The sequence below is a fragment of the Pseudomonas sp. A25(2017) genome (assembly GCF_002001065.1).
Lineage (GTDB): Bacteria > Pseudomonadota > Gammaproteobacteria > Pseudomonadales > Pseudomonadaceae > Aquipseudomonas > Aquipseudomonas kilonensis.
The window spans coordinates 43,741-66,426 of sequence record NZ_MUOA01000116.1 but is presented as its reverse complement, the minus strand read 5'-3'; the positions used below and the strand labels follow the sequence as shown (position 1 = coordinate 66,426).

Below are 22,686 nucleotides of genomic sequence, written 5' to 3'. Positions count from 1 at the left end.
CGCTCTGCGTGGAAACGCATCCTGTGACGCTCCGCGTCACGCTTTGGGACGCGGAGCGTCCCGTGCTGCATTTCCACGCAGAGCGTGGGAACGATCATGCAGGGAGAGGCTTCAGCGTCCGGCTACTGCGCCCAAGGCGCTCGCCGCGAATTATTGAGTTCCAGCAAATAACTGTCGCCCCCCAACTGGCTCATCTGCTGGCGAATCCAGCCCGCCCGCCGTAGCACATAGGGGCTGGGCCGGCTGGCGCTCCATTTCCGCGGGTTGGGCAGTACCGCCGCCAACAGGCTGGCCTGTTGCCGGGACAAGGCGTCGGCGCTGATACGAAAATGATGCCGTGCTGCGGCTTCGGCCCCGAACACGCCGTCATCCCACTCGACGCTGTTGAGGTACACCTCGAGGATCCGCTGCTTGGGCCAGAGCACTTCGATCAGTGCGGTGAACCAAGCCTCCAGCCCCTTGCGCAGCCAGCTGCGGCCCGACCACAGGAACAGGTTCTTGGACACTTGCTGGCTGAGGGTGCTGGCGCCGCGAATCGAACCGCCACGCCCATTGTGGGCGAACGCGGCCTGGATCGCGCCGATGTCGAAGCCCCAGTGCTCGGGAAATTTCTGATCTTCGCCAGCGATCACTGCGACTTTCAGGCTGTCGGAGATCTGGTCCCAAGGCTGCCAGGTGCGTTGCAGGTCGATGGGTTCGCCGCCGAACCAGGATTCAACCTTGCGCTCGATCATCAGCGCCGTGAACGGCGGCGGCACCACGCGAAACAACAGCACGAGCACAACGCTGCCAACGGCGAACCAGAGCAGGGCTTTAAGGAATCGTCGAAATAATAAACGCAGCATAGAGATGGCTTGGCCGAACCCGTCGAGCGGGCCATTATACAGACCCTGTCCCCCGAGTCTGACTGGAGTTCTCATGCTGCGTAGCTTTCTGATGCTGGCTGCTTTTTTCGGCTTCACGGGCGTGGCACTGGGGGCGTTTGCCGCCCATGGCCTGAAAGGCCGCCTGAGCGCCGACTACCTGGCGATTTTCCACACCGGCGTCACCTACCAACTGGTGCACACCCTGGCGTTGCTGGGTGTTGCGCTGCTGGCCACGCACATTCCCGGTCGCATCGTCACCTGGGCCGGGGTTTCATTTGTGGTTGGCATCCTGTTGTTCTCCGGCAGCCTGTACCTGCTGACCCTCACGGGCATCAGCAAGCTGGGCATCATCACCCCGGTGGGCGGCGTGGCGTTCCTGATCGGTTGGGTGTGCCTGGGGCTTGCCGCCTGGCGGCTGGGCTGACCGGGCGGTCCATTTCATGACGAATGGCTTGGGTCACCCAGACTGATCGGGCTAGAATGCCAGCCCCTAAAAATGATGGCGGCATCCGGCATGCGCATTCAGTTGAACGGCGACCCCCTTGAATTGCCCGACGGTGAAACCGTTGCGGCCCTGCTGACCCGTCTGGAACTCACCGGACGCCGCGTCGCGGTGGAGCTCAATCTGGATATCGTCCCGCGCAGCCAGCACGCCGAAACCACGTTGAACGATGGCGACAGCATCGAAGTGGTCCACGCCATCGGCGGCGGCTAGTCGCCTCGGTTTCGCAGCATTTCGCAAGAACCTCACCCCAACAGAGGATTTCCCATGAGCATCGTTCGTAGCGACAAGCCCTTCGTCCTGGCCGGTCGTACCTACCAGTCGCGTTTGCTGGTAGGTACCGGCAAATATCGCGACATGGAAGAAACCCGTCTGGCCATCGAGGCCTCGGGCGCCGAAATCGTGACCGTCGCCGTGCGCCGGACCAACATCGGCCAGAACCCGGGCGAACCGAACCTGCTGGATATCCTGCCGCCGGACCGCTACACCATCCTGCCGAACACCGCCGGTTGCTTCGACGCTATCGAGGCCGTGCGCACCTGCCGCCTGGCCCGTGAGCTGCTCGACGGCCACAACCTGGTGAAGCTGGAAGTGCTGGCGGACCAGAAAACCCTGTTCCCCAACGTGATCGAAACCCTCAAGGCCGCTGAAACCCTGGTCAAGGAAGGCTTCGACGTGATGGTCTACACCAGCGATGACCCGATCATCGCCCGTCAATTGGCGGAAATCGGCTGCATCGCGGTCATGCCGCTGGCCGGCCTGATTGGCACCGGCCTGGGGATCTGCAACCCGTACAACCTGCAGATCATCCTGGAAGAAGCCAAGATCCCGGTGTTGGTGGATGCCGGTGTCGGTACCGCTTCCGACGCCACTATCGCCATGGAACTGGGTTGCGAAGCGGTGCTGATGAACTCGGCCATCGCCCACGCCCAGCAGCCGATCCTGATGGCCGAAGCCATGAAGCACGCCATCGTCGCCGGTCGCCTGGCGTACCTGGCTGGCCGCATGCCGAAAAAACTTTACGCCAGCGCCTCCTCGCCGCTGGATGGTCTGATCAAGTAAGAGCCATTGATGACTGAATCGAACGACACGCCGGTCCTGCCGGAAGAAGGCGAAGAGCGCCAGCACCGCCGCATCAAGAGTTTCGTGATGCGCGCCGGGCGCATGACTGAAGGCCAGCAGCGCGGCCTGGAGCAGGGCGCGCCGCTGTTTGTCCTGCCACTTGCCGATGCCCCGGTGGATTTTGACCAGGTCTTCGGCCGCTCGGCCCCGCGCTCGCTGGAAATTGGCTTCGGCATGGGCCACTCGTTGCTGGAAATGGCTGCCGCTTCGCCGGAACAGGATTTCATTGGTGTGGAAGTCCACCGTCCCGGCGTCGGTGCGCTGCTCAACGGCGTGCTGACCCAAGGGCTGACCAACCTGCGGGTCTACGATTGCGACGCCATCGAAGTGCTCAACCGCTGCGTGGCCGACAACAGCCTCGACCGGCTGATGCTGTTCTTCCCGGACCCTTGGCACAAAAGCCGCCACCACAAGCGCCGTATCGTCCAGGCGTCGTTCGCTGAACTGGTGCGCAGCAAGTTGAAGGTCGGCGGTGTGCTGCACATGGCCACCGACTGGGAACCCTACGCCGAATACATGCTGGAAGTGATGAACGTCGCCCCGGGCTATCGCAACCTGGCCGAAGACGGCAAGTGCGTACCGCGCCCGGCTGAACGGCCGATCACCAAGTTCGAGCGCCGTGGCGAACGGCTTGGGCATGGGGTTTGGGATTTGAAGTTCGAGAAGCTGGCTTAAACACCAGAAATCCCTGCTGAAAGGGGATCCCCTGTGGGAGCGAGCTTCTGTGGGAGCAAGACCTTGTGGGAGCAAAGCTTGCTCGCGACAGCAACACCTCGGTACCACTTGAACCCGAGTTGCCTGCATCGCGAGCAAGCTTTGCTCCCACAGAAGCTCGCTCCCACCGTTGTTTTAGGTGACCGGATCAGCGTCGATCCGCGACTACACCTATCAACACCAGCACCACCAACAACACCGGCGCCAGGCTGTAGTTGTTGAACTGGCTCAAGCCCCTGACGATCCACGGCGTGGCGTAAATCAGTGCCGCACCGCTGCCGATCATGCACAGCAGGGCGATCAGCGGGACGCGCAAGGCGCCGGCGATGCTGCCCAGGCGTTGTTCGACCCAGCCCTTGATATCGGCACCAAACAGCACCAGCAGGCAGCCTACCAATGCCAGGGAGATTTCCGACAGGTTGCTGCGGCTCCAGCGGGACACGGTGGCCAGCAGGTCGAGTACCAGATCCATTCGATTTCCTTGTGTTGATCAGCTCAGAAATGTCTGCAGCAAGTCGTTGAGAAACAGCTGTCCGCGCTCGGTGGCCGCCAGACGTGTCGATTCGACCTGCAACAGCCCGCTTTGTTCGGCCTCGCGCCGGCCTTCGGCCAGGCTTTGCAAGGACAGCCCGGTGCGCTCCGGGTACAGCCGCGCTTCCACGCCTGCGGTCAGGCGCAGGGCGTTCATCAGGAACTCGAACGGCAGCTCTTCATTGGCCAGGGTTTTCTCGCCAGCCTGGAAGCTTTTGGCCGGGTTGAGGTAGTCCTTGGGCAGGCGGGTCTTCCAGGTGCGCACGATGCGCCCGTCCGGATGGCTGAGCTTGCCGTGGGCGCCGGCACCGATGCCGATGAAGTCGCCGAAGCTCCAGTAATTGAGGTTATGCCGCGCCGCCCGACCGGGTTGGGCGTAGGCTGAAACCTCGTATTGGGCGTAGCCGTGTTCGGCCAGCAAGGCTTGCCCGGCTTCCTGAATGTCCCACAGCGTGTCGTCTTCGGGCAATGTCGGCGGCTGGTTCCAGAACACCGTGTTCGGCTCCAGCGTCAGCTGGTACCAGGACAAATGGGTCGGCTTCAAGGCGATGGCCTGGCGCAGGTCGCTCAAAGCGTCTTCCAGGGACTGGTCGGGCAGCCCATGCATCAGGTCCAGGTTGAAATTGTCGAAACCGGCCTGACGGGCCATGCCAGCGGCGCGCACCGCCTCGTCGCCGTTGTGGATCCGGCCCAGGGCTTCGAGCTTGGCCTGCTGGAAACTCTGGATACCGATGGACAGGCGATTGATGCCCAAGGCCCGGTAAGCGACGAACTTTTCTTGCTCGAAGGTGCCGGGGTTGGCTTCCAGGGTGATTTCAATGTCCTGGGCGAACGGTATCCGCGCTTCCACGCCCTTGAGCAATCGGCCCAGGGCTTGGGCGCTGAACAGGCTCGGGGTGCCGCCGCCGAAAAAGATCGAACTCAACGGGCGACCATAAACCGCGTGCAAGTCCTGGTCGAGGTCGGCCAGCAAGGCGTCGACGTATTCCTCTTCCGGCAACTGTGGGCTGGCGGTGTGGGAGTTGAAGTCGCAATACGGGCATTTGCGCACGCACCACGGGATGTGGACGTACAACGCCAGGGGCGGCAGCACCGGCAGCGGTGCCCGAGGCGTTTGTACACCGCCATGAATCAGCGGTGCGGGAGCGTCGTCGATCATTGCAGGCCCAGGCGTTGACGCAGCAGGGCCATGGCGCGGGCGCGGTGGCTCAGTTGGTTCTTTTCCACCGGCCCCAGCTCGGCGCTGGAGCAATTGCGCTCCGGCACCCAGAACAACGGGTCATAGCCAAAACCGTGCTCGCCGCTGGCTTCGGTGAGAATGCGCCCGTGCCACAGGCCTTCGCAGAGGATCGGCAGCGGATCATCGGCATGGCGGACCAGGGCCAGCACACACACGAACTGCGCGCCGCGCTCGGCTTCGGGCACGTCCTTGAGGGCGTCGAGCAGCTTGGCGTTGTTCGCCGCGTCACCTTTGCCGTCAGCGTAACGGGCCGAGTAAATGCCCGGCGCACCGCCGAGGAAGTCCACGGCCAGCCCGGAATCGTCGGCCAGCGCCGGCAGGCCTGAGATGCGCGCGGCATTGCGGGCCTTGAGGATGGCGTTCTCGACAAACGACAGGCCGGTCTCTTCCGGCTCCACCTGGCTGAACTCGCCAATCGAGTGCAACTGCACCGACCCGCCGAGCATGGCTTGCAGTTCCTTGAGTTTGCCGGCGTTGTGGCTGGCCAGTACGAGTTGGGTGAAATTGATCATTGGCCCGGGAACAGTTCCTGGTTGAAGTTGATGGTGTTGATCTTGTCGCCGGTCTGCACCTTGATCTCGAAGGTGCGGGTTTCCTGCTGGGGCACCGGATACTGGGCGATGTAGTAGATCGCGCCTTGCTCGGTCACCTGCTTGAATTGCAGCGGGACGCTCTGGCTGGTGAGGTCTTTCACCGTGCCGCTGACCTGGGCCATCAAGGGCTTGCCATCCTTGAGCACCGAGACGTTGATCACACCTTGTTGCTTGCTGCGAATCAGCTCGGCGCCCTTGGCGATGTCCGGTGTCAGGAAGGTGGAGTTGAAGGTGTTGTAGTGCACGGTGATATCACCGAACACTTCCTTGCGCTCGCCCTTGATCGCGTCGGCGGCCATGGCGCCAACGCTCAGGCAAGCGGTGATGAGAAACAACGCTAGACGGTTCATGTCGTGCTCCTGGTGAGGTCGGGGGCTCACACCGCGACCTGATGATCGGTAAGGCCTGGGCTGCTGACCCGATAGATGCCTATCTCACCTAACAGATTAGGCCATAGCTTGCTGGCCCACCCGTGGCGGTGTTGCTGGTCGACGGCCAGGCGATCGATGACCTTGGCTTCGCGTTCGCGGCACAGCGCTTCGAAATCCTCGAAGGTGCAGAAGTGGATGTTCGGCGTGTTGTACCAGGTGTAGGGCAGGAAATCCGAGACCGGCATGCGGCCCTTGCTCGCCAGGTACCAGCGGCAACGCCAGTGGCCGAAGTTGGGGAAGGTGATGATGCACTGGCGACCGACCCGCAGCATTTCGTCGAGGATCTTGTCCGGGTAGTGCACCGCTTGCAGGGCCTGGGTCATGACCACGACGTCGAAGCTGTTGCTGGCGAAGTTGCCCAGGCCCTTGTCCAAGTCCTGCTCGATGACGTTGATGCCCTTGGCGACGCACTCGGCGATGTTGTCCGGGTCGTTTTCCAGGCCGTAGCCGCTGACTTGCTTGTTGTCTCGCAGCCAGGTCAGCAGTTCGCCGTTGCCGCAGCCCAGGTCGAGCACGCGGCTGCCGGCGGGGATCCATTCCTGGATGATGTCCAGATCGGCTCTCATGGCGTCCTCACAGCGTTATACGGTTCATGTAGTTGCCGAACGCCTGCAGGTAACGCGGGATCGGGATCAAAAAGGCGTCGTGGCCCTGGGGCGCGTCGATTTCCAGGTAGCAGACGTCCTTGCGCGCGGCCATCAGCGCGTCCACCAGCTCCCGCGAGCGCGCCGGGGAGAAGCGCCAGTCGGTGGTGAACGACATCACGCAGAACTTGGCGGTGGCGTTGGCGAAGGTTTTCGCCAGGTTATCGTCGAAGTTCGCTGCCGGATCGAAGTAGTCCAGTGCCTTGGTCATCAACAGGTACGTGTTGGCGTCAAAGCGCCCGGAGAACTCTTCACCCTGATAACGCAGGTAGCTCTCGACCTGGAACTCGACGCTGTGGAAGTCGTAGTTGAGCTTTTCGCTCTTGAGGCCACGGCCGAATTTCTCGCCCATGGAGTCGTCGGACAGGTAGGTGATGTGCCCGACCATCCGCGCCAGCATCAGCCCGCGCTTGGGGATCACGCCGTGCTCCTGGAACGAGCCGCCGTGGAATTCCGGGTCGGTGAGGATCGCCTGGCGTGCCACTTCGTTGAAGGCGATGTTCTGCGCCGACAGCTTGGGCGCCGAGGCGATTGCCAGGCAGTGGCGCACGCGGTCCGGGTAGGTGATGGTCCATTGCAGGGCCTGCATGCCCCCCAGGCTGCCACCGATCACGGCGGCCCACTGGCCGACCCCGAGGCGATCGGCCAGGCGTGCCTGGCTGTGAACCCAGTCTTCCACGGTCAGCACCGGGAAATCGGCGCCGAAAGGTTTGCCGGTGTCCGGGTTGAGGCTGCTGGGGCCAGTGGAGCCGTTGCAGCCGCCCAGGTTGTTCAGGCTGACCACGAAGAACTTGCTGGTGTCGATGGGCTTGCCCGGGCCGATGCAGCTATCCCACCAACCGGGCTTGCGGTCGTCGACGCTGTGGTAGCCGGCGGCGTGGTGATGCCCCGACAAGGCGTGGCAAATCAGCACGGCATTGCTCGCCGTGGCATTGAGGGTGCCGTAGGTTTCGTAGATCAGGTCATAGGCTGGCAACGAACGGCCGCAGGCCAGGGCCAGGGGCTCGCTGAAATGCGCCGTTTGCGGCGTCACCAGACCAACGGAATCGGGGGGAAAGGCAGCTGGCATCGACCCTGCTCGCGTTGAAATGAGGCGTAAGTCTAAAGACCGCTGGGGTAGGCGGCAAGCAAAGGGCGGCGCTGATTCTTCGGTGGACGTAAACCCTGTGGGAGCAAGGCTTGCCCGCGATGGGGACGATGCGGTCTTTTGGGGACCGAGGTGCCTGTTTCGCGAGCAAGCTTTGCTCCCACAGAGAGAGGTGCTGACTGATCAGACCGGTATCGGGTCAGATCAGCAACCGCAGGATTTCCGGCATCATGGTCATCGCCGCCAGGTTATTGATCACCAGCATGTCGATCAGCTTGAGCACCATGAACGCCAGGATCGGCGAAATATCCAGGCCGCCAAGGTTCGGCAGGATGCGGCGGAACGGCGCCAGGGCCGGCTCGCAGATCTGGTTCACCAGCTCGGCGCCCGGGTTATGGCTGCCCGGCGCAACCCACGACAGGATCACGCTGATGATCATGGCGAAGAAGAAAATCTTCAGGAACAGCGCGGTCACGCCAATGAGCGACCAGATCAGCAGTTGCAGCGGGTTGCCGGTGGTGCCGTAGGTCAGCAGCAGGGTCAGGGCCATCAGCGCCAGTTGCACGAGGATCGCCAGGACCAGCGATGACATGTCCAGGCCGAACAGGCTCGGGATGATCCGGCGCAGGGGCTTGAGCAGCGGCTGGGTGGCCTTGACGATGAACTGGCACAGTGGGTTGTAGAAGTTGGCGCGCACCAGTTGCAGCACGAAGCGCAGCAGCACGATCAGCAGGTACAGGCTGCCGAGGGTTTGCAGCACGTAGACCGCTGCAGTGTTCAATCCAATCATGAATAACTCCTTATTGGCCCAGTTGTTCGGCCATTTCGGCCGAGCGGTGCGCGGCGGCGCCGAGTGCTTTTTCCACCAGGGCTTCGAAGCCCCCGGCCTGGAACGATTTGATGGCCGCTTCAGTGGTGCCGGCCGGCGAGGTGACGCGACGACGCAGCTCGGCCGCATCGACGTCGCTGGACACCGCCATGTGCGCGGCACCGAGGGCGGTCTGCAAGGTCAGCCTGGCGGCGGTTTCCCGGGGCAGGCCGAGTTTCTCGCCGGCGGCGGTCATGGCTTCGATCAGCAGGAAGAAGTACGCCGGGCCCGAGCCGGAGACGGCGGTAACGGCGTCCAGTTGCTGTTCGGTGTCCAGCCACAGTGCCAGGCCGACAGCCGACAGCAGTTCCTCGGCCTGCTGGCGTTGTGCGGCGGACACTTGGGAAATGGCGAACAGGCCGCTGACGCCCTGGCGCAGCAGTGCCGGGGTATTGGGCATGCAGCGTACGATCGGCTGCTCGCCGAGCCAGTTGTTCATGCTGGCGCACGTGATGCCGGCGGCAATCGACACCACCAGTTGATGAGGCTTGAGGCTTGGGCGCAGGGCTTCGCAGACGGTTTTCATCGCCTGCGGCTTGACCGCCAGCACGATGACGTCCGCGCCGTCGATGGCCTGGGCGTTGTCGGCGAAGGTTTCGATGCCGTGTTCGCTGCTCACCCGGGTGCGGGTCTCTTCACCCGGATCGCTGGCGCGGATCAAAGAAGCGTCCAGACCCTTGGCCCGCAGGCCGCCGATCAGGCTGGCGGCCATGTTGCCGGCGCCGATGAAGGCAATACGCGTGTTGCTCATGACAGGTCCTTATAAAAAGATGAGTCGGCCATGTTTCAGGATTGACCGTAGTCGCGGGCGCCAAACAGGGCCGTACCGATGCGTACCCAAGTGGCGCCTTGGGCGATGGCTGACTCAAGGTCGTGGCTCATGCCCATGGAAAGGGTGTCCAACGGTAGTGCGAGGCTGGCTTGCAAGCGTTGGACAGCGGCAAAGGCAGCATCCTGGGCGGCGCGGTCTTCGGTGGGTTCGGGAATCGCCATCAACCCGCGCAGTTTCAGGCGGGGCAGGGCGCTGATGGCGCTGGCCAGGGCGGGCAGGTCCGCCGGGGTGCAGCCGGATTTGCTGGCTTCACCGCTGACGTTGACCTGGATGCAGATGTTCAGCGGTGGCAAGTCGGCCGGACGCTGCTCGGACAGACGCTGTGCAATTTTCAAGCGATCCACGGAATGCACCCAGTCGAAGTGTTCGGCGATAGCGCGCGTCTTGTTCGATTGAATGGGGCCGATGAAGTGCCAGATCAAGGGCAGGTCGGTCAGTTCGAGCTGTTTGCCCAAGGCTTCTTGCAGGTAGTTCTCGCCGAAGTCCCGCAGGCCGGCGGCATAGGCTTCGCGCAAGGCCTGGACGGGTTTGGTCTTGCTCACGGCCAGCAGTTTGACACTGTGTTCGGCACGCTGGGCGGCCTGCTCCGCAGCACGGATGCGCGAACTAACCTGAGCGATGTTGTCTGCTATCGTGGACATAAAGAAGCGCCAGCGGTGAGGTTCGCGGCATTCTACTGGAATTGAGGAGCGCTATGGATATCACTGAGTTACTGGCGTTCAGCGCCAAGCAGGGCGCGTCGGACCTGCACCTGTCCGCCGGGCTGCCACCGATGATCCGTGTCGATGGCGATGTCAGGCGCATCAACCTGCCAGCGCTGGACCACAAGCAGGTTCATGAACTGATCTACGACATCATGAACGACCGGCAACGAGTAGATTACGAAAAGTTTCTGGAGACCGATTTTTCCTTCGATGTGCCGGGCGTCGCACGGTTCCGGGTCAACGCCTTCAACCAGAATCGCGGTGCGGGGGCGGTGTTTCGGACCATTCCGTCGAAAGTCCTGACCATGGAAGACCTGGGGATGGGCGAGGTGTTTCGCAAAGTGACCGAATCGCCGCGCGGGCTGGTGTTGGTGACCGGGCCGACCGGTTCAGGCAAGTCCACCACCCTGGCGGCCATGATCGATTACTTGAACAGCCACAAGCACCATCACATCCTCACCATCGAAGACCCTATCGAATTCGTTCACGAACCGCGCAAATGCCTGATCAACCAGCGTGAGGTGCACCGCGACACCCAGGGTTTCTCCACGGCCCTGCGTTCGGCCCTGCGGGAAGACCCGGACGTGATCCTGGTGGGCGAGATGCGCGACCTGGAAACCATCCGCCTGGCGCTGACCGCCGCGGAAACCGGGCACCTGGTGTTCGGCACCCTGCACACCACGTCGGCGGCCAAGACCATTGACCGGGTGGTGGACGTGTTCCCCGGTGACGAGAAGTCCATGGTTCGCTCGATGTTGTCGGAATCGTTGCAGGCGGTCATTTCCCAGACCCTGGTCAAGAAAATCGGCGGCGGCCGGATCGCGGCGCATGAAATCATGCTGGGCACCTCGGCTATTCGGAACCTGATCCGCGAAGACAAGGTGGCGCAGATGTACTCGGCGATCCAGACCGGCGGTTCGCTGGGGATGCAGACGCTGGACATGTGCCTGAAGGACTTGGTGAGCAAGGGGCTGATCAGCCGCGAACATGCGCGGGAGCGGGCGCGTACGCCGGATAACTTCTAGAGGGGGCGGGGAGGTTGGTGCAAGCCTTGTGGCGAGGGGATTTATCCCCGCTGGGCTGCGAAGCAGCCCCAAAATGGCTAGCTCGAAATAGAGGTGTGGGCCTCTGCATTGTTGGGGGGGGGCGCTTCGCGCCCCAGCGGGGATAAATCCCCTCGCCACAGAGGCCGGTGATCAGCGCTGAACCACGCGCATCGCGCCCGGCTCTTTCGGCAGCACGCGCTTGGCGACCACGTAGTGACTGTTCCAGTACGGTTTGTTCAGGGTGTCGATGCTCACCGACTTGCCACGGCGCGGGGCGTGGATGAAGCGGTCGTTGCCCAGGTAGATGGCCACGTGGTTGACCCGGCGGCTCTTGAGCTTGAAGAAGATCAGGTCACCGGGCTTGAGGTCCTTGCGCTCGACTTTCTCGCCATGACCGGCGGCCATGGCGTTGGAGGTGCGCGGCAGATCGAAGGTGGCGTCGTTGAAGGCGTATTTCACCAACCCGCTGCAATCGAACCCTTTACTTGGGCTACTGCCGCCCCAACGATAAGGTGTGCCAAGTACATTCACGGCGCGACTCAACACGTTGCTGCTCGCTTTGGTCGCCATCGGCGGGACCAGCTTGCTGTTGGCTGTGCTCACGCGCTGGACGCTTGGCTTGTTCTTGCTCAAGGAAGCAGAAACATGGGATTTCGGGGTATAGCCGTTGACGTTGGGAAGACGTTGCTCACGATTGGTGGCGTGGGCAGCCAGTGGCAATAATAGGCAGATGGTTAGCCATGTCTTGAAAAATGGACGCATTAGGCAAGGCTCTTAAAGGTTGGCGCGCAACTTTATAACAGCTTTTTTTGCGTTTCCGAGGCCGTTTGTCGATTCGAAACGCAGCGCGAAACCCAGCAAAATGCGACAACTTGACCTGATTGTCCGACAGAACCCCTATGCTACGGGGCTTTCGTCGGTTCGTGGCGCCCAGGACCGCTTGTCGGGCAGACACGAAAAAGTCACACAAAGTCAGAAAAAATTTATCTATCGAGGCAAAAGAGGCCATTCATGAACAGCTATCAGCAGGATGCAATCCGCGATACTCACAGCAAGGTCATTGGGTATCTGCTGTGGATTTTCGGGTTCACCGGGGCCCATCGTTTCTATTACGGCAAGCCGGTCACGGGCACGATCTGGTTCTTCACCTTCGGCCTGCTGGGCATTGGTTGGCTGATCGACTTGTTCCTGATTCCGGCCATGGATCGTGAAGCGGACCTGCGTTTCACTCCGGGGCCTATCGAATACAGCGTGGCGTGGATTCTGCTGACGTTTCTCGGGGTGCTGGGCGTACACCGCATGTACCAGGGCAAATGGCTCAGCGGGATCCTTTACCTGCTGACTGGCGGGGTGTTTTTCCTGGGGGTGCTGTATGACTTCTGGACGCTGAATGATCAGGTGTCGATTCGTAATGCGCAGAAGCGTGGGGCTTTTTAGTAAGACCGGCAGATCGAGTCGCCTGCATTCGCGAGCAAGCCCGCTCCCACAGGGATCTTCAGTGAACACATTATTTTGTGAACACCTCAAATCCAATGTGGGAGCGAGCCTGCTCGCGAAGCAGGCGACGCAGTTTTTCAGGCCTGGTGAGTAATCCGCCCATCCATCAGGGTGTAACGCACCACACCCGGCAGGCTATGGCCGAGGAACGGGCAGTTGTCACCCTTGGAGCGCCAGGCTTCACCGGCCACGGTGGAGGCGGCAGGGTCGAACAACACTAGGTCCGCCGCGGCGCCAACCGCGAGTTTCCCCGCCGGCAGTTGCAGCGCCTGGGCCGGGCCGGCGCTCAGGCGTGCCAGCAAGGTCGGCAGGTCCAGCAAGCCGTCTTCCACCAGCGTCAGGGCCAGCGGCAGCAGCAGTTCGACGCTGCTGATGCCCGGCTCGGTGGCGCCGAACGGCGCCAGCTTGGCATCGCGCTCATGGGGTTGGTGATGGCTGGAAATGGCCGAGATCACCCCGGACTTCAGCGCCGCGCGCAGGCCATCGCGGTCGGCGCGGGTGCGCAGTGGTGGCTGGACGTGGTAGACGCTGTTGAAATCGATCAGCGCTTCGTCGGTCAGGATCAACTGGTACAGCGCCACATCGGCGGTCACCGGTAAGCCGCGGGCCTGGGCCTGGGCGATCAGTGCCGCACCGCGAGCACTGGTCAACTGGCTGAAGTGGGCGCGCACGCCGCTTTGCTCCACCAACAGCAGGTCCCGGGCCAGGGCCACGGTCTCGGCGGTTTCCGGGATGCCCGGCAGGCCGAGGAAACTGGCGGTCGGGCCTTCGTGGGCCAGGCCGCCTTCGGCCAGGTCGTGGTCCTGGGAGTTGAAGATCACCGTCAGGCCGAAGGTCGCCGCGTATTCCAGGGCACGGCACAGGGTGCGGGTGTTGCGGAAACTGTTCAGGCCGTTGCCGAACGCCACGCAACCGGCGTCACGCAGGGCGATGAGCTCGGCCAGTTGCTCGCCGTCCAGGCCCTTGCTCAGTGCGCCAATCGGGAAGACCTTGGTATTGCCGGCCTCGCGGGCGCGGTCGAGGATCAGTTCGGCCACGGCCGAGGTGTCCAGCACCGGTTTGGTCTGCGGTGGGCAGCACAGGCTGGTCACGCCACCGGCAGCGGCGGCCCGGGTTTCGCTGACGATGCTGCCTTTGCGGCTGTAGCCCGGTTCGCGCAGGGCGACGTTCAGGTCCACCAGGCCGGGAGCGGCCACCAGGCCTTGGGCGTCGAGGGTCTCGACCGCGACGAAACCCGCTGGCGCCGCGCCAAGGGCGACGATCTTGCAGGCATCGATATGGATATCAGTCACTTGATCCAGGCCACTGGCTGGATCGATCACGCGTGCGCCGAGAATGCTGAGCTTCACTGGGCGTTCTCCTGGTCGAATTGGCGCTGGGCCGTTTGCCCGCTCATGGCCATGGACAGCACGGCCATGCGGATAGCGATGCCGTAGGTCACCTGGTTGAGAATCACCGAGTGCGGCCCGTCGGCCACCGCCGACTCGATCTCCACGCCGCGGTTGATCGGCCCCGGGTGCATGACGATGGCGTCCGGCTTGGCCCCGGCCAGGCGTGCGGTGGTCAGGCCGAACAGGCGGTAGAACTCGCCTTCGCTGGGCAGCAGGCCGCCGGTCATGCGCTCGCGTTGCAGGCGCAGCATGATCACCACGTCCACATCCTTGAGGCCTTCGGTCATGTCGGTGTAGACCTTCACGCCGTATTGCTCGACGCCGATGGGCAGCAGGGTTTTCGGTGCGATCACGCGAATGTCCGGGCAGCCGAGGGTCTTGAGGGCCAGCATGTTGGAGCGGGCCACCCGCGAGTGCAGGATGTCGCCGACGATGGCCACCGACAGGTTTTCGAAGCTGCCCTTGTGCCGACGGATGGTCAGCATGTCCAGCATGCCCTGGGTCGGGTGGGCGTGACGGCCGTCACCGCCGTTGATGATCGCCACTTGCGGGCAGACGTGTTCGGCAATGAAGTGCGCCGCGCCGGAGTCGCCGTGGCGCACGACGAACATGTCGGCGGCCATGGCTTCGAGGTTGCGCAGGGTGTCGAGCAGGGTTTCACCCTTGCTCGCCGAGGACGTGGACACGTTGAGGGTGATCACGTCCGCCGACAGCCGCTGGGCCGCCAGTTCGAAGGTGGTGCGGGTGCGGGTGGAGTTTTCGAAGAACACGTTGCACACGGTCTTGCCGCGCAGCAACGGGACTTTCTTCACCGCCCGGGCACCGACTTCGAGGAACGAGTCGGCAGTGTCGAGGATTTCCGTCAGCAGCTCGCGGCGCAGGCCGTCGAGGGACAGGAAGTGCCGCAGCTGGCCCTGATCGTTGAGCTGCAGCGGGCGCTTGGTTTCGAGAGGCGTCATCGCGATGGACTCTTACAAGGGCAGTTAAAGGGCAAGGTCTTGCAGTTCGAGTTGCAGCGGCGACGGGCCGGAGAGCTTGACCCGCTCGTGGGCAGCCAACGTCAGCGTCGCACCGACCACGTTCGGCCGGATCGGCAGCTCGGCGGCGTCCAGGTCCAACAGGCACACCAGCGTCACGCTGGCCGGGCGGCCGTAGTCGAACAGTTCGTTCATGGCGGCGCGGATGGTCCGGCCACTCATCAGCACGTCGTCGATCAGCACCAGGTGCTGGCCTTCGATCTCGAATGGCAGGGCCGAGGGGCGCACTTGCGGGTGCAGGCCGTTCTGGCTGAAGTCGTCGCGGTAGAAGGACACGTCCAGGGTGCCCAGTGGCGATTGGCTGCCCAGTGCTTCGAGCAAGGCCTGGGCGACCCAGACGCCACCGGTGCGAATACCGATGTAGCGCGGCTCGCTGATGCCGCGGTGTTCCAGGTGTGCCTTGAGACGAATCGCCATCTGGCTGATCAGTTCGGCAGGATTGGGCAGGCTCATGCTGGCTCCTTCAGGTTCCCGGGCCGGTGGTGAATGGCGCGGTCTATCGCTAAGAGAAAGCGCCTTGGCGGCGCTTTCAAAAAATCAGGTTTCGAACAGGGCAGCGTTGGCGTCGAGCCAGCCTTGCAGCAGCAGGGCAGCGGCGATGGCGTCCACCGGGTTGTCGCGGTAACTGCCTTTCTGCCCGCCGCGCACCAGGCGCTCGCCCTTGGCCTCGAAAGTGGTCAGGCGCTCGTCATGGGTATAGAAGGGCAGGTTGTAGCGGCCATTGAGACGGCGGGCGAACTTTTCGGCACGCAGGCACATGTCACTGGGCGTGCCGTCCATGTTCAGCGGCAGGCCGACCACCACGGCATCGGGTTTCCATTCCTTGATCAGCGCTTCGACCTGGTTCCAGTCCGGAACGCCATTCTGCGCCTTCAAGGTGCACAACTCGCGGGCCTGGCCGGTAATGACCTGGCCGACCGCTACGCCGATCTGTTTGGTGCCGTAATCGAAGCCCAGCAGCAAGCGCAGGGCCATCAGGCGTGTCCTGCCTGGCTGGTGAGCAGGCTGAGGTTGACCCCCAACCGGCTGGCCGCCGCTTCCAGGCGCAGTTCGCTGCTGGTGTTGAACAGGATGTCGGCGTCGAACGGACAGGTCAGCCAGGCGTTGTCGGCCAGCTCGGCTTCCAGTTGCCCGGGTTCCCAACCGGCATAGCCGAGGGCGATCAGGCTTTTCTCCGGGCCGACGCCGTCGGCGATGGCGAACAGCACGTCCTGGGAGGTGGACAGTGATACCCCGTCCAGATCCACAGTGGCCTGGTATTTGGGGCCCGACGGATGGAGCACGAAACCGCGGTCGGTCTGCACCGGGCCGCCGATGAAAATCGGCACGTGCTGGCACAAGAGTGGCGGTTCCACGTCGGGGCGCAACTGCTCCAGGATGTCCGCCAGGTTCAATTCCTGCGGGCGATTGATTACCAGCCCCATGGCCCCATTGGCCGTGTGCTCGACGATGTAGGTCAAGGTGTGGGCAAAATTCGGATCTGCCATGTGCGGCATGGCAATCAGGAAGTGATGCTTGAGGTAGGTGGGGCTGACGTTTTTCATAGGCGCTAGTGTGGCGGCGCAGGGCCGAACTGACAAGCCAGGAAATACCTGAGACTGTCACCAATCCCCTGTGGGAGCGAGCTTTGTGGGAGCAAAGCTTGCTCGCGATCCAGGCGCTGCGGTCCTCAAGAGACCGCGGCGTTTTCATCGCGGGCAAGCCTTGCTCCCACACAGCCCGCTCCCACAAGTCCCTGCCATCATCGATGCGGCTCAGTTACTGGAAAGCCGATCACCCCGGGCGAACTTCCAGGTGCGGATGATTTCCAGCCGGTCGATGTCCGACAGGTCCCCGGTAAACGGCGCGAACGGTGCGGCCAGGCGCACGATCCGTTGGGCGGCCTGGTCCAAAAGCGGCTGACCGGAGGATTCGAGCACCAGCACTTCATACAGCGAGCCGTCACGGTTGATCGAGACCATTAGCCGCAGGTTGCCGTAGATCTGTTTGCGCCGCGCTTCGTCGGGATAGTTGAGATTGCCGATGCGCTCGACCTTCTTGCGCCATTCGTCCTTGTACCAGGCGCCCTTGTCGCGCATGGTCGAGGCGGCGCTCAGGCGGTGGATACGCGGGCGCTTGGCATAGAGCTGTTGCTCCTGGGCCAGTTCGGCTTCCAGGCTGGCGATGTCGCTGGACAACTGCGAGCTGTCGAAGGTGGGTTCGGGGGCCCTGGGCTTGGGATCAGGCTTGACCTCTTCCTTGACCGGGGCCTTTTTCGGCTTCGGCGCCACGGTGGTCACGGCTGCCTTGGGCGCCGTCTCCTGCACCTCGGGCTTGGCGGCTGGCGGCGGGGTGACTTTTTGTACCTTGGTATCCTGGAACGGCGCGATCTCGGTGGTCTTGGGGATCGCCTTTTTTTCCAGGGTGCCGCTGCCTTGCTGGTTTTCCTGGGCGAGGAAGTCGGCCTTCTTGGGCTTGGTCTCGCTCTTGAAGGTGGCCAGGGTGATTTCCAGGGTCTGGCTGATCTGCTTGGGCTCGACCGTGGCAAAACCGACGCCCAGCAGCAGGGCCAAGTGGATCAGCGCCGCCAGGAACAGGGTAAAACCGAGGCGATCAGCCGGGCGCACGCCACGATGGGCGAGCTCTTGGGGCAGATCGGACGGGAGTGTCATGGCAAGGAAACCAACATCGCGTTTTTTTCAGGCCGGGCATGATAACGCAATGTGGGTTTCCTTCAGCAGATCTGGATCAACGAGCCTTGAGCTTCTGATCGATGGCATCCATCAGCATGCCGCCGATGTCGGTGCCAAAGGCATTGTCGATCTCGCGGATGCAGGTCGGGCTGGTGACGTTGATTTCCGTCAGGTGCTCGCCGATCACGTCCAGGCCCACGAACAGCAGGCCTTTTTCGCGCAGGGTCGGGCCGACCTGGGCGGCGATCCAGCGATCCTTGTCAGTCAACGGACGCGCCTCGCCACGCCCGCCAGCCGCCAGGTTGCCGCGGGTTTCGCCGGCTGCCGGGATGCGTGCCAGGCAATAGTCCACCGGTTCGCCGTCGATCATCAGGATGCGTTTGTCGCCATCGACGATGGCCGGCAGGTAACCCTGGATCATGATCTGCTGCTTGCCGTGCAAGGTCAGGGTTTCCAGGATCACCGAGAGGTTCGGGTGGCCGGCGGTGTGCCGGAAGATCGAGGAGCCGCCCATGCCGTCCAGGGGCTTGAGGATCACGTCGCCGTGATGGTCGGCAAATGCGCGCAACACGTCCGGGCGACGGCTGACGATGGTCGGCGGCGTGCACTGCGGGAACAGCGTGGCGAACAGCTTTTCGTTGCAGTCGCGCAGGCTCTGGGGCTTGTTGACCACCAGCACGCCGGCGTTTTCAGCCTGTTCCAGCAGGTAGGTGGAGTACACAAACTCCATGTCAAACGGCGGATCCTTGCGCATCAGGATCACGTCAAGGTCGCTCAGCAGTGCATCGCTTTCGGTGCCCAGCTCAAACCACTTCTCGGGGTTGGCGAAGACTTTCAGCGGTTTCATCCGCGCCCGAGCCTGGCCTTCGGCCTGGTAGAGGTCGCGCTGCTCCATGTAGAACAGTTCCCAGCCGCGCTTCTGAGCGGCCAGCAGCATGGCCAGCGAGCTATCCTTTTTATAGGAAATGCTGGCGATAGGGTCCATGACAATGCCGACGCGTACGCTCATGGCTTGGTTCCTCGAAATGTGATGGGCACATATTGGTGCGAAAAAGTGGCGTCAGAGTGGCGCCCGGAAGATTGGCGGTCAAGGAAAAACCACCGCGCCGAGCGGCCGATAGATCGGCGATGGAGACTGTGCTAAAAAGGCTGCCATGTGACGTGCGGGCCTTGAACATCAAGGGTTTGCGCTGTCGATCACACTTACGCGTTAAAAACCGGTTCGCAGTGGCAATGGCAGAGCATCTCACGCAGCAGCAACCCAGCGCCTTGAAGGTCATGGTCATCGACGACTCGAAGACCATCCGCCGCACCGCCGAAACCTTGCTGCGCAACGTGGGCTGCGAGGTGATCACGGCCGTCGATGGCTTCGATGCCCTGGCCAAGATCGCCGACCATCATCCGGGCATCATTTTTGTCGACATCATGATGCCGCGCCTGGATGGCTACCAGACCTGTGCCCTGATCAAGAACAACAGTGCGTTCAAGGCCACGCCGGTGATCATGCTGTCGTCCCGCGACGGGTTGTTCGACAAGGCCAAGGGACGCATCGTCGGTTCCGATCAGTTTTTGACCAAGCCGTTCAGCAAGGAAGAACTGCTGGGCGCGATACAGGCCCATGTTCCGGGCTTTGCCGCTGTCCAGCCGCACCAGGCACATTAATGACACTTGGCCAACGGGCCTGGGGTCAACAAGAAAATGGGGAACACCATGGCACGAGTTCTGATCGTCGATGATTCGCCGACTGAAATGTACAAACTGACCGGCATGCTGGAAAAGCACGGCCACGAGGTCCTGAAGGCCGAGAATGGCGCCGATGGCGTGGCCCTGGCCCGCCAGGAAAAACCCGATGCGGTGCTGATGGACATCGTCATGCCCGGCCTCAACGGTTTCCAGGCCACGCGCCAGCTGACCAAGGACCCGGACACCGGCCACATCCCCGTGATCATCATCACCACCAAGGACCAGGACACCGACAAGGTCTGGGGCACGCGCCAAGGGGCGAAGGACTACCTGACCAAGCCGGTGGACGAAGAAACCCTGATCGCGACCCTGAACAAAGTGCTGGCGGGCTGACGGCGCGGCCATGAGCCAATCCCTGACCGCATTCGAACTGCTGCTGCAGATCGACCGGCGCTGCCGGTTGCTGGGGGCGGACCTGCCCTCCCAGCCGACCCATCGCGCCGGTTGGAGCGGCATCGGCTTTCGCTTGGGCGAGCACTGGTACGTGGCACCGATGGGCGAAGTCAGTGAAGTGCTGCACGAACCACGACACACGCATTTGCCCGGGGTCAAGCCGTGGGTGCGTGGCGTAGCTAACCTGCGCGGGCGTTTGTTGCCGTTGATGGACTTGTGCGGGTTCTTCGGCCATGAGCTGTCGAGCGTGCGCAAGCAGCGGCGCGTGCTGGTGGTGGACCACGACGAGGTGTTCGCCGGGTTGTTGGTGGACGAGGTCCTTGGGCTGCAGCATTTCTCCCAGGACAGCCTGGAACCGACGCTGGTGGACGACCTCGACGGCCCGGAAGCGGCCTTCGTCAAGGGCCGGTTTGGCGGCGAGCGCGAGTGGCAAGTGTTCAGCCCGTTTGCCCTGGCGCGGTCGCCGGGGTTCATGGATGTGGCGATTTAACGAGATGCAGCGCAGGCCCCTTGTGGGAGCAAACCTGTGGGAGCAAAGCTTGCTCGCGATGGCGGCGCCTCGGTTGACGAAAAAACTGTGTCGTTCTCATCGCGGGCAAGCCTTGCTCCCACAGAGCCACACTGATTGAGCAGACTGCACAACACTACAGTTAATGGCAGTAAGTTGGATTGGGCAGTACAGGCGAGAACCGATGATCAAAGCAAAAACAGGCAAGCCACTGGAAGCGTCGCGCAGTCGTTCGCAGATCATCGTGCTGTTCGTCGCGCTGATCGTCTTCATCATGCTGCTGTTCGCCAACTTCGCCTACCTCAACACCCAATCCACCTATGACAAACAGTACATCGGCCATGCCGGTGAGCTGCGGGTGCTGTCCCAGCGCATCGCCAAGAACGCCACCGAGGCCGCCGCCGGCAAGCCCGCGGCGTTCAAGCTGCTGAGCGATGCGCGCAATGACTTCGCTCAGCGCTGGGGCTCCCTGAAACAGGGCGACCCGGTGACCGGCCTGCCCCCTGCTCCGGCCACCCTGCGTCCGCAGATGCGCGCCGTGCAGCTGGATTGGGAGCGCCTGCTCAAGAACACCGATGCCATCCTCTCCAGCGAACAGACCGTGTTGTCACTGCACCAGGTGGCGGCGACCCTGGCCGAAACCGTGCCGCAGTTGCAGGTCGAGTACGAAAAAGTCGTCGAGATCCTGCTGCAACGCGGTGCGCCGGCCGCCCAGGTGGCCATGGCCCAGCGCCAGTCGTTGCTGGCCGAACGGATCCTCGGCGCGGTGAATACCGTGCTGGCGGGGGACGAAAACGCCAGCCAGGCCGCCGACACCTTCGGTCGCGACGCCGCGCGTTTTGGCCAGGTGCTCAATGGCATGTTGCAAGGTGATCCGGCCCTGAAGATATCCCAGGTCCAGGACCGCGATGCCCGGGCACGCCTGAGCGAAATCAGCGAGCTCTTCGAGTTCGTCTCCGGTTCGGTGGACGAAATCCTCGAGACCTCCCCGGAGCTGTTCAAGGTCCGCGAATCGGCCGGCAACATCTTCAACCTGTCGCAGACCCTGCTTGATGAGGCTTCGCACCTGGCCACGGCCTTCGAAAACCTCGCCGGTGGGCGTTCCATCAATACCATCGGCGGCTATGTGCTGGGTTTGCTGGCGCTGATGTCGATCATCCTGATTGGCTTGGTGATGGTCCGCGAAACCAATCGCCAGTTGCACGAAACCGCACAAAAGAACGAGCGCAACCAGAACGCGATCATGCGGTTGCTGGATGAGATCGAAGACCTGGCCGATGGCGACCTGACCGTCACGGCCTCGGTCACCGAGGACTTCACCGGCACCATCGCCGACTCCATCAATTACTCGGTGGACCAACTGCGCGACCTGGTGGCGACCATCAACCTCACCGCCGGCCAGGTCGCCGCTGCGGTGCAGGAAACCCAGGCCACGGCGATGCACCTGGCCCAGGCCTCCGAGCACCAGGCCCAGCAAATTTCCGAAGCTTCGACTTCAATTAATGAAATGGCCCAGTCCATCGACCAGGTGTCGGCCAATGCCGCCGAGTCGTCGGCGGTGGCCGAGCGGTCGGTGGAGATTGCCAACAAGGGTAATGAGGTGGTGCACAACACCATTCATGGCATGGACAACATTCGCGAGCAGATCCAGGACACCGCCAAGCGCATCAAGCGCCTGGGTGAGTCATCCCAGGAAATTGGCGACATTGTCAGCCTGATCGACGACATCGCCGACCAGACCAACATCCTGGCCCTCAACGCCGCCATCCAGGCGTCCATGGCCGGTGATGCCGGGCGCGGGTTCGCGGTGGTGGCCGATGAAGTGCAGCGCCTGGCCGAGCGCTCTTCGGCGGCGACCCGGCAAATCGAGACCCTGGTGCGGGCGATCCAGGCCGACACCAACGAGGCGGTGATTTCCATGGAGCAGACCACCACCGAAGTGGTGCGCGGTGCGCGACTGGCCCAGGACGCCGGTGTCGCCCTGGAGGAAATCGAAGGCGTGTCCAAGACCCTGGCGGCGCTGATCCAGAGCATTTCCAACGCGGCGCAACAACAGACCACCTCGGCTGGGCAGATTTCCTTGACCATGAACGTGATCCAGCAGATCACCTCGCAGACCTCGTCCGGTTCCACCGCTACCGCCGAGAGCATTGGCAACCTGGCGAAAATGGCCAGCCAGCTGCGTCGTTCGGTGTCGGGGTTCACGTTGCCGACGGCAGCGGCTGACGATGAGGAAAAAGCGTGACCAACCGGATTCATCCGTTG

28 protein-coding genes are annotated in these 22,686 nt (G+C 62.7%); 10 read left to right on the top strand and 18 right to left on the bottom strand.

Features of this window, described 5'->3' with window-relative positions; all coding sequences use genetic code 11:
* Window positions 1–122: 122 nt before the first annotated feature.
* Window positions 123–845, bottom strand: coding sequence for a monofunctional biosynthetic peptidoglycan transglycosylase (gene mtgA / locus B0E42_RS26855; protein ID WP_018609489.1), 723 nt, complete (start codon window positions 843–845; stop codon window positions 123–125).
* Window positions 846–918: 73 nt separating this feature from the next.
* Between mtgA and B0E42_RS26850 the strand changes: the two genes are divergently transcribed.
* The 4 genes from B0E42_RS26850 to trmB all read left to right on the top strand — a co-directional run bounded on the left by B0E42_RS26850 (window position 919) and on the right by trmB (window position 3,165).
* A complete protein-coding gene (locus tag B0E42_RS26850) occupies window positions 919–1,290 on the top strand; it encodes a DUF423 domain-containing protein (RefSeq protein WP_077508451.1) in 372 nt (123 codons plus the stop codon).
* 90 nt (window positions 1,291–1,380) lie between these two features.
* Window positions 1,381–1,581: a sulfur carrier protein ThiS gene (gene thiS, locus B0E42_RS26845; protein ID WP_162493984.1), complete on the top strand. Its 201-nt coding sequence runs from the start codon at window positions 1,381–1,383 to the stop codon at window positions 1,579–1,581.
* Between the two features lie 54 nt (window positions 1,582–1,635).
* Window positions 1,636–2,430, top strand: coding sequence for a thiazole synthase (locus B0E42_RS26840; protein ID WP_003177480.1), 795 nt, complete (start codon window positions 1,636–1,638; stop codon window positions 2,428–2,430).
* A 9-nt stretch (window positions 2,431–2,439) separates the two neighbouring features.
* Window positions 2,440–3,165 carry a tRNA (guanosine(46)-N7)-methyltransferase TrmB gene (trmB, locus tag B0E42_RS26835; RefSeq protein ID WP_018609495.1) on the top strand — a complete coding sequence of 242 codons (726 nt, stop codon included), beginning with the start codon at window positions 2,440–2,442 and terminating at the stop codon, window positions 3,163–3,165.
* A gap of 187 nt (window positions 3,166–3,352) precedes the next feature.
* On the opposite strand, the gene B0E42_RS26830 is transcribed toward trmB, so the two are convergent.
* The 9 genes from B0E42_RS26830 to B0E42_RS26790 all read right to left on the bottom strand — a co-directional run bounded on the left by B0E42_RS26830 (window position 3,353) and on the right by B0E42_RS26790 (window position 10,071).
* A complete protein-coding gene (locus B0E42_RS26830) occupies window positions 3,353–3,676 on the bottom strand; it encodes a DUF3392 domain-containing protein (protein ID WP_014340681.1) in 324 nt (107 codons plus the stop codon).
* Between the two features lie 18 nt (window positions 3,677–3,694).
* Window positions 3,695–4,894 carry a radical SAM family heme chaperone HemW gene (gene hemW / locus B0E42_RS26825; protein WP_077508449.1) on the bottom strand — a complete coding sequence of 400 codons (1,200 nt, stop codon included), beginning with the start codon at window positions 4,892–4,894 and terminating at the stop codon, window positions 3,695–3,697.
* On the bottom strand, window positions 4,891–5,487 hold the full coding sequence (gene rdgB / locus B0E42_RS26820) for an RdgB/HAM1 family non-canonical purine NTP pyrophosphatase (RefSeq protein WP_018609500.1): 597 nt from the start codon (window positions 5,485–5,487) through the stop codon (window positions 4,891–4,893). The genes hemW and rdgB overlap by 4 nt, the downstream gene beginning before the upstream one ends.
* Window positions 5,484–5,918 carry a DUF4426 domain-containing protein gene (locus B0E42_RS26815; protein WP_014340678.1) on the bottom strand — a complete coding sequence of 145 codons (435 nt, stop codon included), beginning with the start codon at window positions 5,916–5,918 and terminating at the stop codon, window positions 5,484–5,486. Before B0E42_RS26815 ends, rdgB begins: the two co-directional genes overlap by 4 nt.
* 26 nt (window positions 5,919–5,944) lie before the next feature.
* Window positions 5,945–6,565, bottom strand: coding sequence for a methionine biosynthesis protein MetW (gene metW / locus B0E42_RS26810; protein WP_014340677.1), 621 nt, complete (start codon window positions 6,563–6,565; stop codon window positions 5,945–5,947).
* Between the two features lie 7 nt (window positions 6,566–6,572).
* Window positions 6,573–7,712: a homoserine O-acetyltransferase gene (locus B0E42_RS26805; protein ID WP_018609504.1), complete on the bottom strand. Its 1,140-nt coding sequence runs from the start codon at window positions 7,710–7,712 to the stop codon at window positions 6,573–6,575.
* Window positions 7,713–7,929: 217 nt separating this feature from the next.
* A complete protein-coding gene (locus B0E42_RS26800) occupies window positions 7,930–8,520 on the bottom strand; it encodes a YggT family protein (protein ID WP_014340674.1) in 591 nt (196 codons plus the stop codon).
* Between the two features lie 10 nt (window positions 8,521–8,530).
* Entirely contained in the window at window positions 8,531–9,349 is an 819-nt protein-coding gene (gene proC / locus B0E42_RS26795) for a pyrroline-5-carboxylate reductase (protein ID WP_018609506.1), read from the bottom strand.
* Between the two features lie 35 nt (window positions 9,350–9,384).
* Window positions 9,385–10,071 carry a YggS family pyridoxal phosphate-dependent enzyme gene (locus B0E42_RS26790; protein ID WP_077508447.1) on the bottom strand — a complete coding sequence of 229 codons (687 nt, stop codon included), beginning with the start codon at window positions 10,069–10,071 and terminating at the stop codon, window positions 9,385–9,387.
* Between the two features lie 53 nt (window positions 10,072–10,124).
* On the opposite strand from B0E42_RS26790, the gene B0E42_RS26785 reads away from it, so the two are divergent.
* Window positions 10,125–11,159 carry a type IV pilus twitching motility protein PilT gene (locus B0E42_RS26785; RefSeq protein ID WP_014340671.1) on the top strand — a complete coding sequence of 345 codons (1,035 nt, stop codon included), beginning with the start codon at window positions 10,125–10,127 and terminating at the stop codon, window positions 11,157–11,159.
* A gap of 171 nt (window positions 11,160–11,330) precedes the next feature.
* On the opposite strand, the gene B0E42_RS26780 is transcribed toward B0E42_RS26785, so the two are convergent.
* Window positions 11,331–11,942 carry a C40 family peptidase gene (locus tag B0E42_RS26780; RefSeq protein ID WP_024618828.1) on the bottom strand — a complete coding sequence of 204 codons (612 nt, stop codon included), beginning with the start codon at window positions 11,940–11,942 and terminating at the stop codon, window positions 11,331–11,333.
* Between the two features lie 249 nt (window positions 11,943–12,191).
* Between B0E42_RS26780 and B0E42_RS26775 the strand changes: the two genes are divergently transcribed.
* Window positions 12,192–12,617 (top strand): TM2 domain-containing protein, encoded by a 426-nt coding sequence (locus B0E42_RS26775; protein ID WP_018609512.1) that lies wholly within the window; start codon window positions 12,192–12,194, stop codon window positions 12,615–12,617.
* Window positions 12,618–12,754: 137 nt separating this feature from the next.
* On the opposite strand, the gene B0E42_RS26770 is transcribed toward B0E42_RS26775, so the two are convergent.
* From B0E42_RS26770 to gshB, 7 genes are all read right to left on the bottom strand, one after another.
* Entirely contained in the window at window positions 12,755–14,026 is a 1,272-nt protein-coding gene (locus B0E42_RS26770; protein ID WP_053190019.1) for a dihydroorotase, read from the bottom strand.
* On the bottom strand, window positions 14,023–15,027 hold the full coding sequence (locus tag B0E42_RS26765) for an aspartate carbamoyltransferase catalytic subunit (protein ID WP_003177495.1): 1,005 nt from the start codon (window positions 15,025–15,027) through the stop codon (window positions 14,023–14,025). Before B0E42_RS26765 ends, B0E42_RS26770 begins: the two co-directional genes overlap by 4 nt.
* A gap of 24 nt (window positions 15,028–15,051) precedes the next feature.
* Window positions 15,052–15,558: a bifunctional pyr operon transcriptional regulator/uracil phosphoribosyltransferase PyrR gene (gene pyrR / locus B0E42_RS26760; RefSeq protein WP_014340669.1), complete on the bottom strand. Its 507-nt coding sequence runs from the start codon at window positions 15,556–15,558 to the stop codon at window positions 15,052–15,054.
* A gap of 84 nt (window positions 15,559–15,642) precedes the next feature.
* Window positions 15,643–16,080 carry a Holliday junction resolvase RuvX gene (gene ruvX / locus B0E42_RS26755; protein ID WP_003177497.1) on the bottom strand — a complete coding sequence of 146 codons (438 nt, stop codon included), beginning with the start codon at window positions 16,078–16,080 and terminating at the stop codon, window positions 15,643–15,645.
* Window positions 16,080–16,649 (bottom strand): YqgE/AlgH family protein, encoded by a 570-nt coding sequence (locus B0E42_RS26750; protein WP_018609528.1) that lies wholly within the window; start codon window positions 16,647–16,649, stop codon window positions 16,080–16,082. Before B0E42_RS26750 ends, ruvX begins: the two co-directional genes overlap by 1 nt.
* Window positions 16,650–16,859: 210 nt before the next feature.
* Window positions 16,860–17,756: an energy transducer TonB gene (locus B0E42_RS26740; RefSeq protein ID WP_077508442.1), complete on the bottom strand. Its 897-nt coding sequence runs from the start codon at window positions 17,754–17,756 to the stop codon at window positions 16,860–16,862.
* A gap of 76 nt (window positions 17,757–17,832) precedes the next feature.
* Window positions 17,833–18,786: a glutathione synthase gene (gene gshB / locus B0E42_RS26735; protein WP_018609533.1), complete on the bottom strand. Its 954-nt coding sequence runs from the start codon at window positions 18,784–18,786 to the stop codon at window positions 17,833–17,835.
* 224 nt (window positions 18,787–19,010) lie between these two features.
* On the opposite strand from gshB, the gene B0E42_RS26730 reads away from it, so the two are divergent.
* The 4 genes from B0E42_RS26730 to B0E42_RS26715 all read left to right on the top strand — a co-directional run bounded on the left by B0E42_RS26730 (window position 19,011) and on the right by B0E42_RS26715 (window position 22,666).
* Window positions 19,011–19,439, top strand: coding sequence for a PleD family two-component system response regulator (locus B0E42_RS26730; protein WP_003206467.1), 429 nt, complete (start codon window positions 19,011–19,013; stop codon window positions 19,437–19,439).
* Window positions 19,440–19,487: 48 nt separating this feature from the next.
* Window positions 19,488–19,853 carry a twitching motility response regulator PilH gene (pilH, locus tag B0E42_RS26725; protein WP_018609535.1) on the top strand — a complete coding sequence of 122 codons (366 nt, stop codon included), beginning with the start codon at window positions 19,488–19,490 and terminating at the stop codon, window positions 19,851–19,853.
* Window positions 19,854–19,863: 10 nt separating this feature from the next.
* Window positions 19,864–20,403 carry a chemotaxis protein CheW gene (locus B0E42_RS26720; RefSeq protein WP_024618834.1) on the top strand — a complete coding sequence of 180 codons (540 nt, stop codon included), beginning with the start codon at window positions 19,864–19,866 and terminating at the stop codon, window positions 20,401–20,403.
* A 202-nt stretch (window positions 20,404–20,605) separates the two neighbouring features.
* Entirely contained in the window at window positions 20,606–22,666 is a 2,061-nt protein-coding gene (locus tag B0E42_RS26715; RefSeq protein ID WP_018609538.1) for a methyl-accepting chemotaxis protein, read from the top strand.
* The last annotated feature ends 20 nt before the right edge of the window (window positions 22,667–22,686 follow it).

Coding starts and splice junctions, on each gene's coding strand:
- mtgA (WP_018609489.1), bottom strand. CDS start 845: ATGCTGCGTTTATTATTTCGACGATTCCTTAAAGCCCTGCTCTGGTTC.
- B0E42_RS26850 (WP_077508451.1), top strand. CDS start 919: ATGCTGCGTAGCTTTCTGATGCTGGCTGCTTTTTTCGGCTTCACGGGC.
- thiS (WP_162493984.1), top strand. CDS start 1,381: ATGCGCATTCAGTTGAACGGCGACCCCCTTGAATTGCCCGACGGTGAA.
- B0E42_RS26840 (WP_003177480.1), top strand. CDS start 1,636: ATGAGCATCGTTCGTAGCGACAAGCCCTTCGTCCTGGCCGGTCGTACC.
- trmB (WP_018609495.1), top strand. CDS start 2,440: ATGACTGAATCGAACGACACGCCGGTCCTGCCGGAAGAAGGCGAAGAG.
- B0E42_RS26830 (WP_014340681.1), bottom strand. CDS start 3,676: ATGGATCTGGTACTCGACCTGCTGGCCACCGTGTCCCGCTGGAGCCGC.
- hemW (WP_077508449.1), bottom strand. CDS start 4,894: ATGATCGACGACGCTCCCGCACCGCTGATTCATGGCGGTGTACAAACG.
- rdgB (WP_018609500.1), bottom strand. CDS start 5,487: ATGATCAATTTCACCCAACTCGTACTGGCCAGCCACAACGCCGGCAAA.
- B0E42_RS26815 (WP_014340678.1), bottom strand. CDS start 5,918: ATGAACCGTCTAGCGTTGTTTCTCATCACCGCTTGCCTGAGCGTTGGC.
- metW (WP_014340677.1), bottom strand. CDS start 6,565: ATGAGAGCCGATCTGGACATCATCCAGGAATGGATCCCCGCCGGCAGC.
- B0E42_RS26805 (WP_018609504.1), bottom strand. CDS start 7,712: ATGCCAGCTGCCTTTCCCCCCGATTCCGTTGGTCTGGTGACGCCGCAA.
- B0E42_RS26800 (WP_014340674.1), bottom strand. CDS start 8,520: ATGATTGGATTGAACACTGCAGCGGTCTACGTGCTGCAAACCCTCGGC.
- proC (WP_018609506.1), bottom strand. CDS start 9,349: ATGAGCAACACGCGTATTGCCTTCATCGGCGCCGGCAACATGGCCGCC.
- B0E42_RS26790 (WP_077508447.1), bottom strand. CDS start 10,071: ATGTCCACGATAGCAGACAACATCGCTCAGGTTAGTTCGCGCATCCGT.
- B0E42_RS26785 (WP_014340671.1), top strand. CDS start 10,125: ATGGATATCACTGAGTTACTGGCGTTCAGCGCCAAGCAGGGCGCGTCG.
- B0E42_RS26780 (WP_024618828.1), bottom strand. CDS start 11,942: ATGCGTCCATTTTTCAAGACATGGCTAACCATCTGCCTATTATTGCCA.
- B0E42_RS26775 (WP_018609512.1), top strand. CDS start 12,192: ATGAACAGCTATCAGCAGGATGCAATCCGCGATACTCACAGCAAGGTC.
- B0E42_RS26765 (WP_003177495.1), bottom strand. CDS start 15,027: ATGACGCCTCTCGAAACCAAGCGCCCGCTGCAGCTCAACGATCAGGGC.
- pyrR (WP_014340669.1), bottom strand. CDS start 15,558: ATGAGCCTGCCCAATCCTGCCGAACTGATCAGCCAGATGGCGATTCGT.
- ruvX (WP_003177497.1), bottom strand. CDS start 16,080: ATGGCCCTGCGCTTGCTGCTGGGCTTCGATTACGGCACCAAACAGATC.
- B0E42_RS26750 (WP_018609528.1), bottom strand. CDS start 16,649: ATGAAAAACGTCAGCCCCACCTACCTCAAGCATCACTTCCTGATTGCC.
- B0E42_RS26740 (WP_077508442.1), bottom strand. CDS start 17,756: ATGACACTCCCGTCCGATCTGCCCCAAGAGCTCGCCCATCGTGGCGTG.
- gshB (WP_018609533.1), bottom strand. CDS start 18,786: ATGAGCGTACGCGTCGGCATTGTCATGGACCCTATCGCCAGCATTTCC.
- B0E42_RS26730 (WP_003206467.1), top strand. CDS start 19,011: ATGGCAGAGCATCTCACGCAGCAGCAACCCAGCGCCTTGAAGGTCATG.
- pilH (WP_018609535.1), top strand. CDS start 19,488: ATGGCACGAGTTCTGATCGTCGATGATTCGCCGACTGAAATGTACAAA.
- B0E42_RS26720 (WP_024618834.1), top strand. CDS start 19,864: ATGAGCCAATCCCTGACCGCATTCGAACTGCTGCTGCAGATCGACCGG.
- B0E42_RS26715 (WP_018609538.1), top strand. CDS start 20,606: ATGATCAAAGCAAAAACAGGCAAGCCACTGGAAGCGTCGCGCAGTCGT.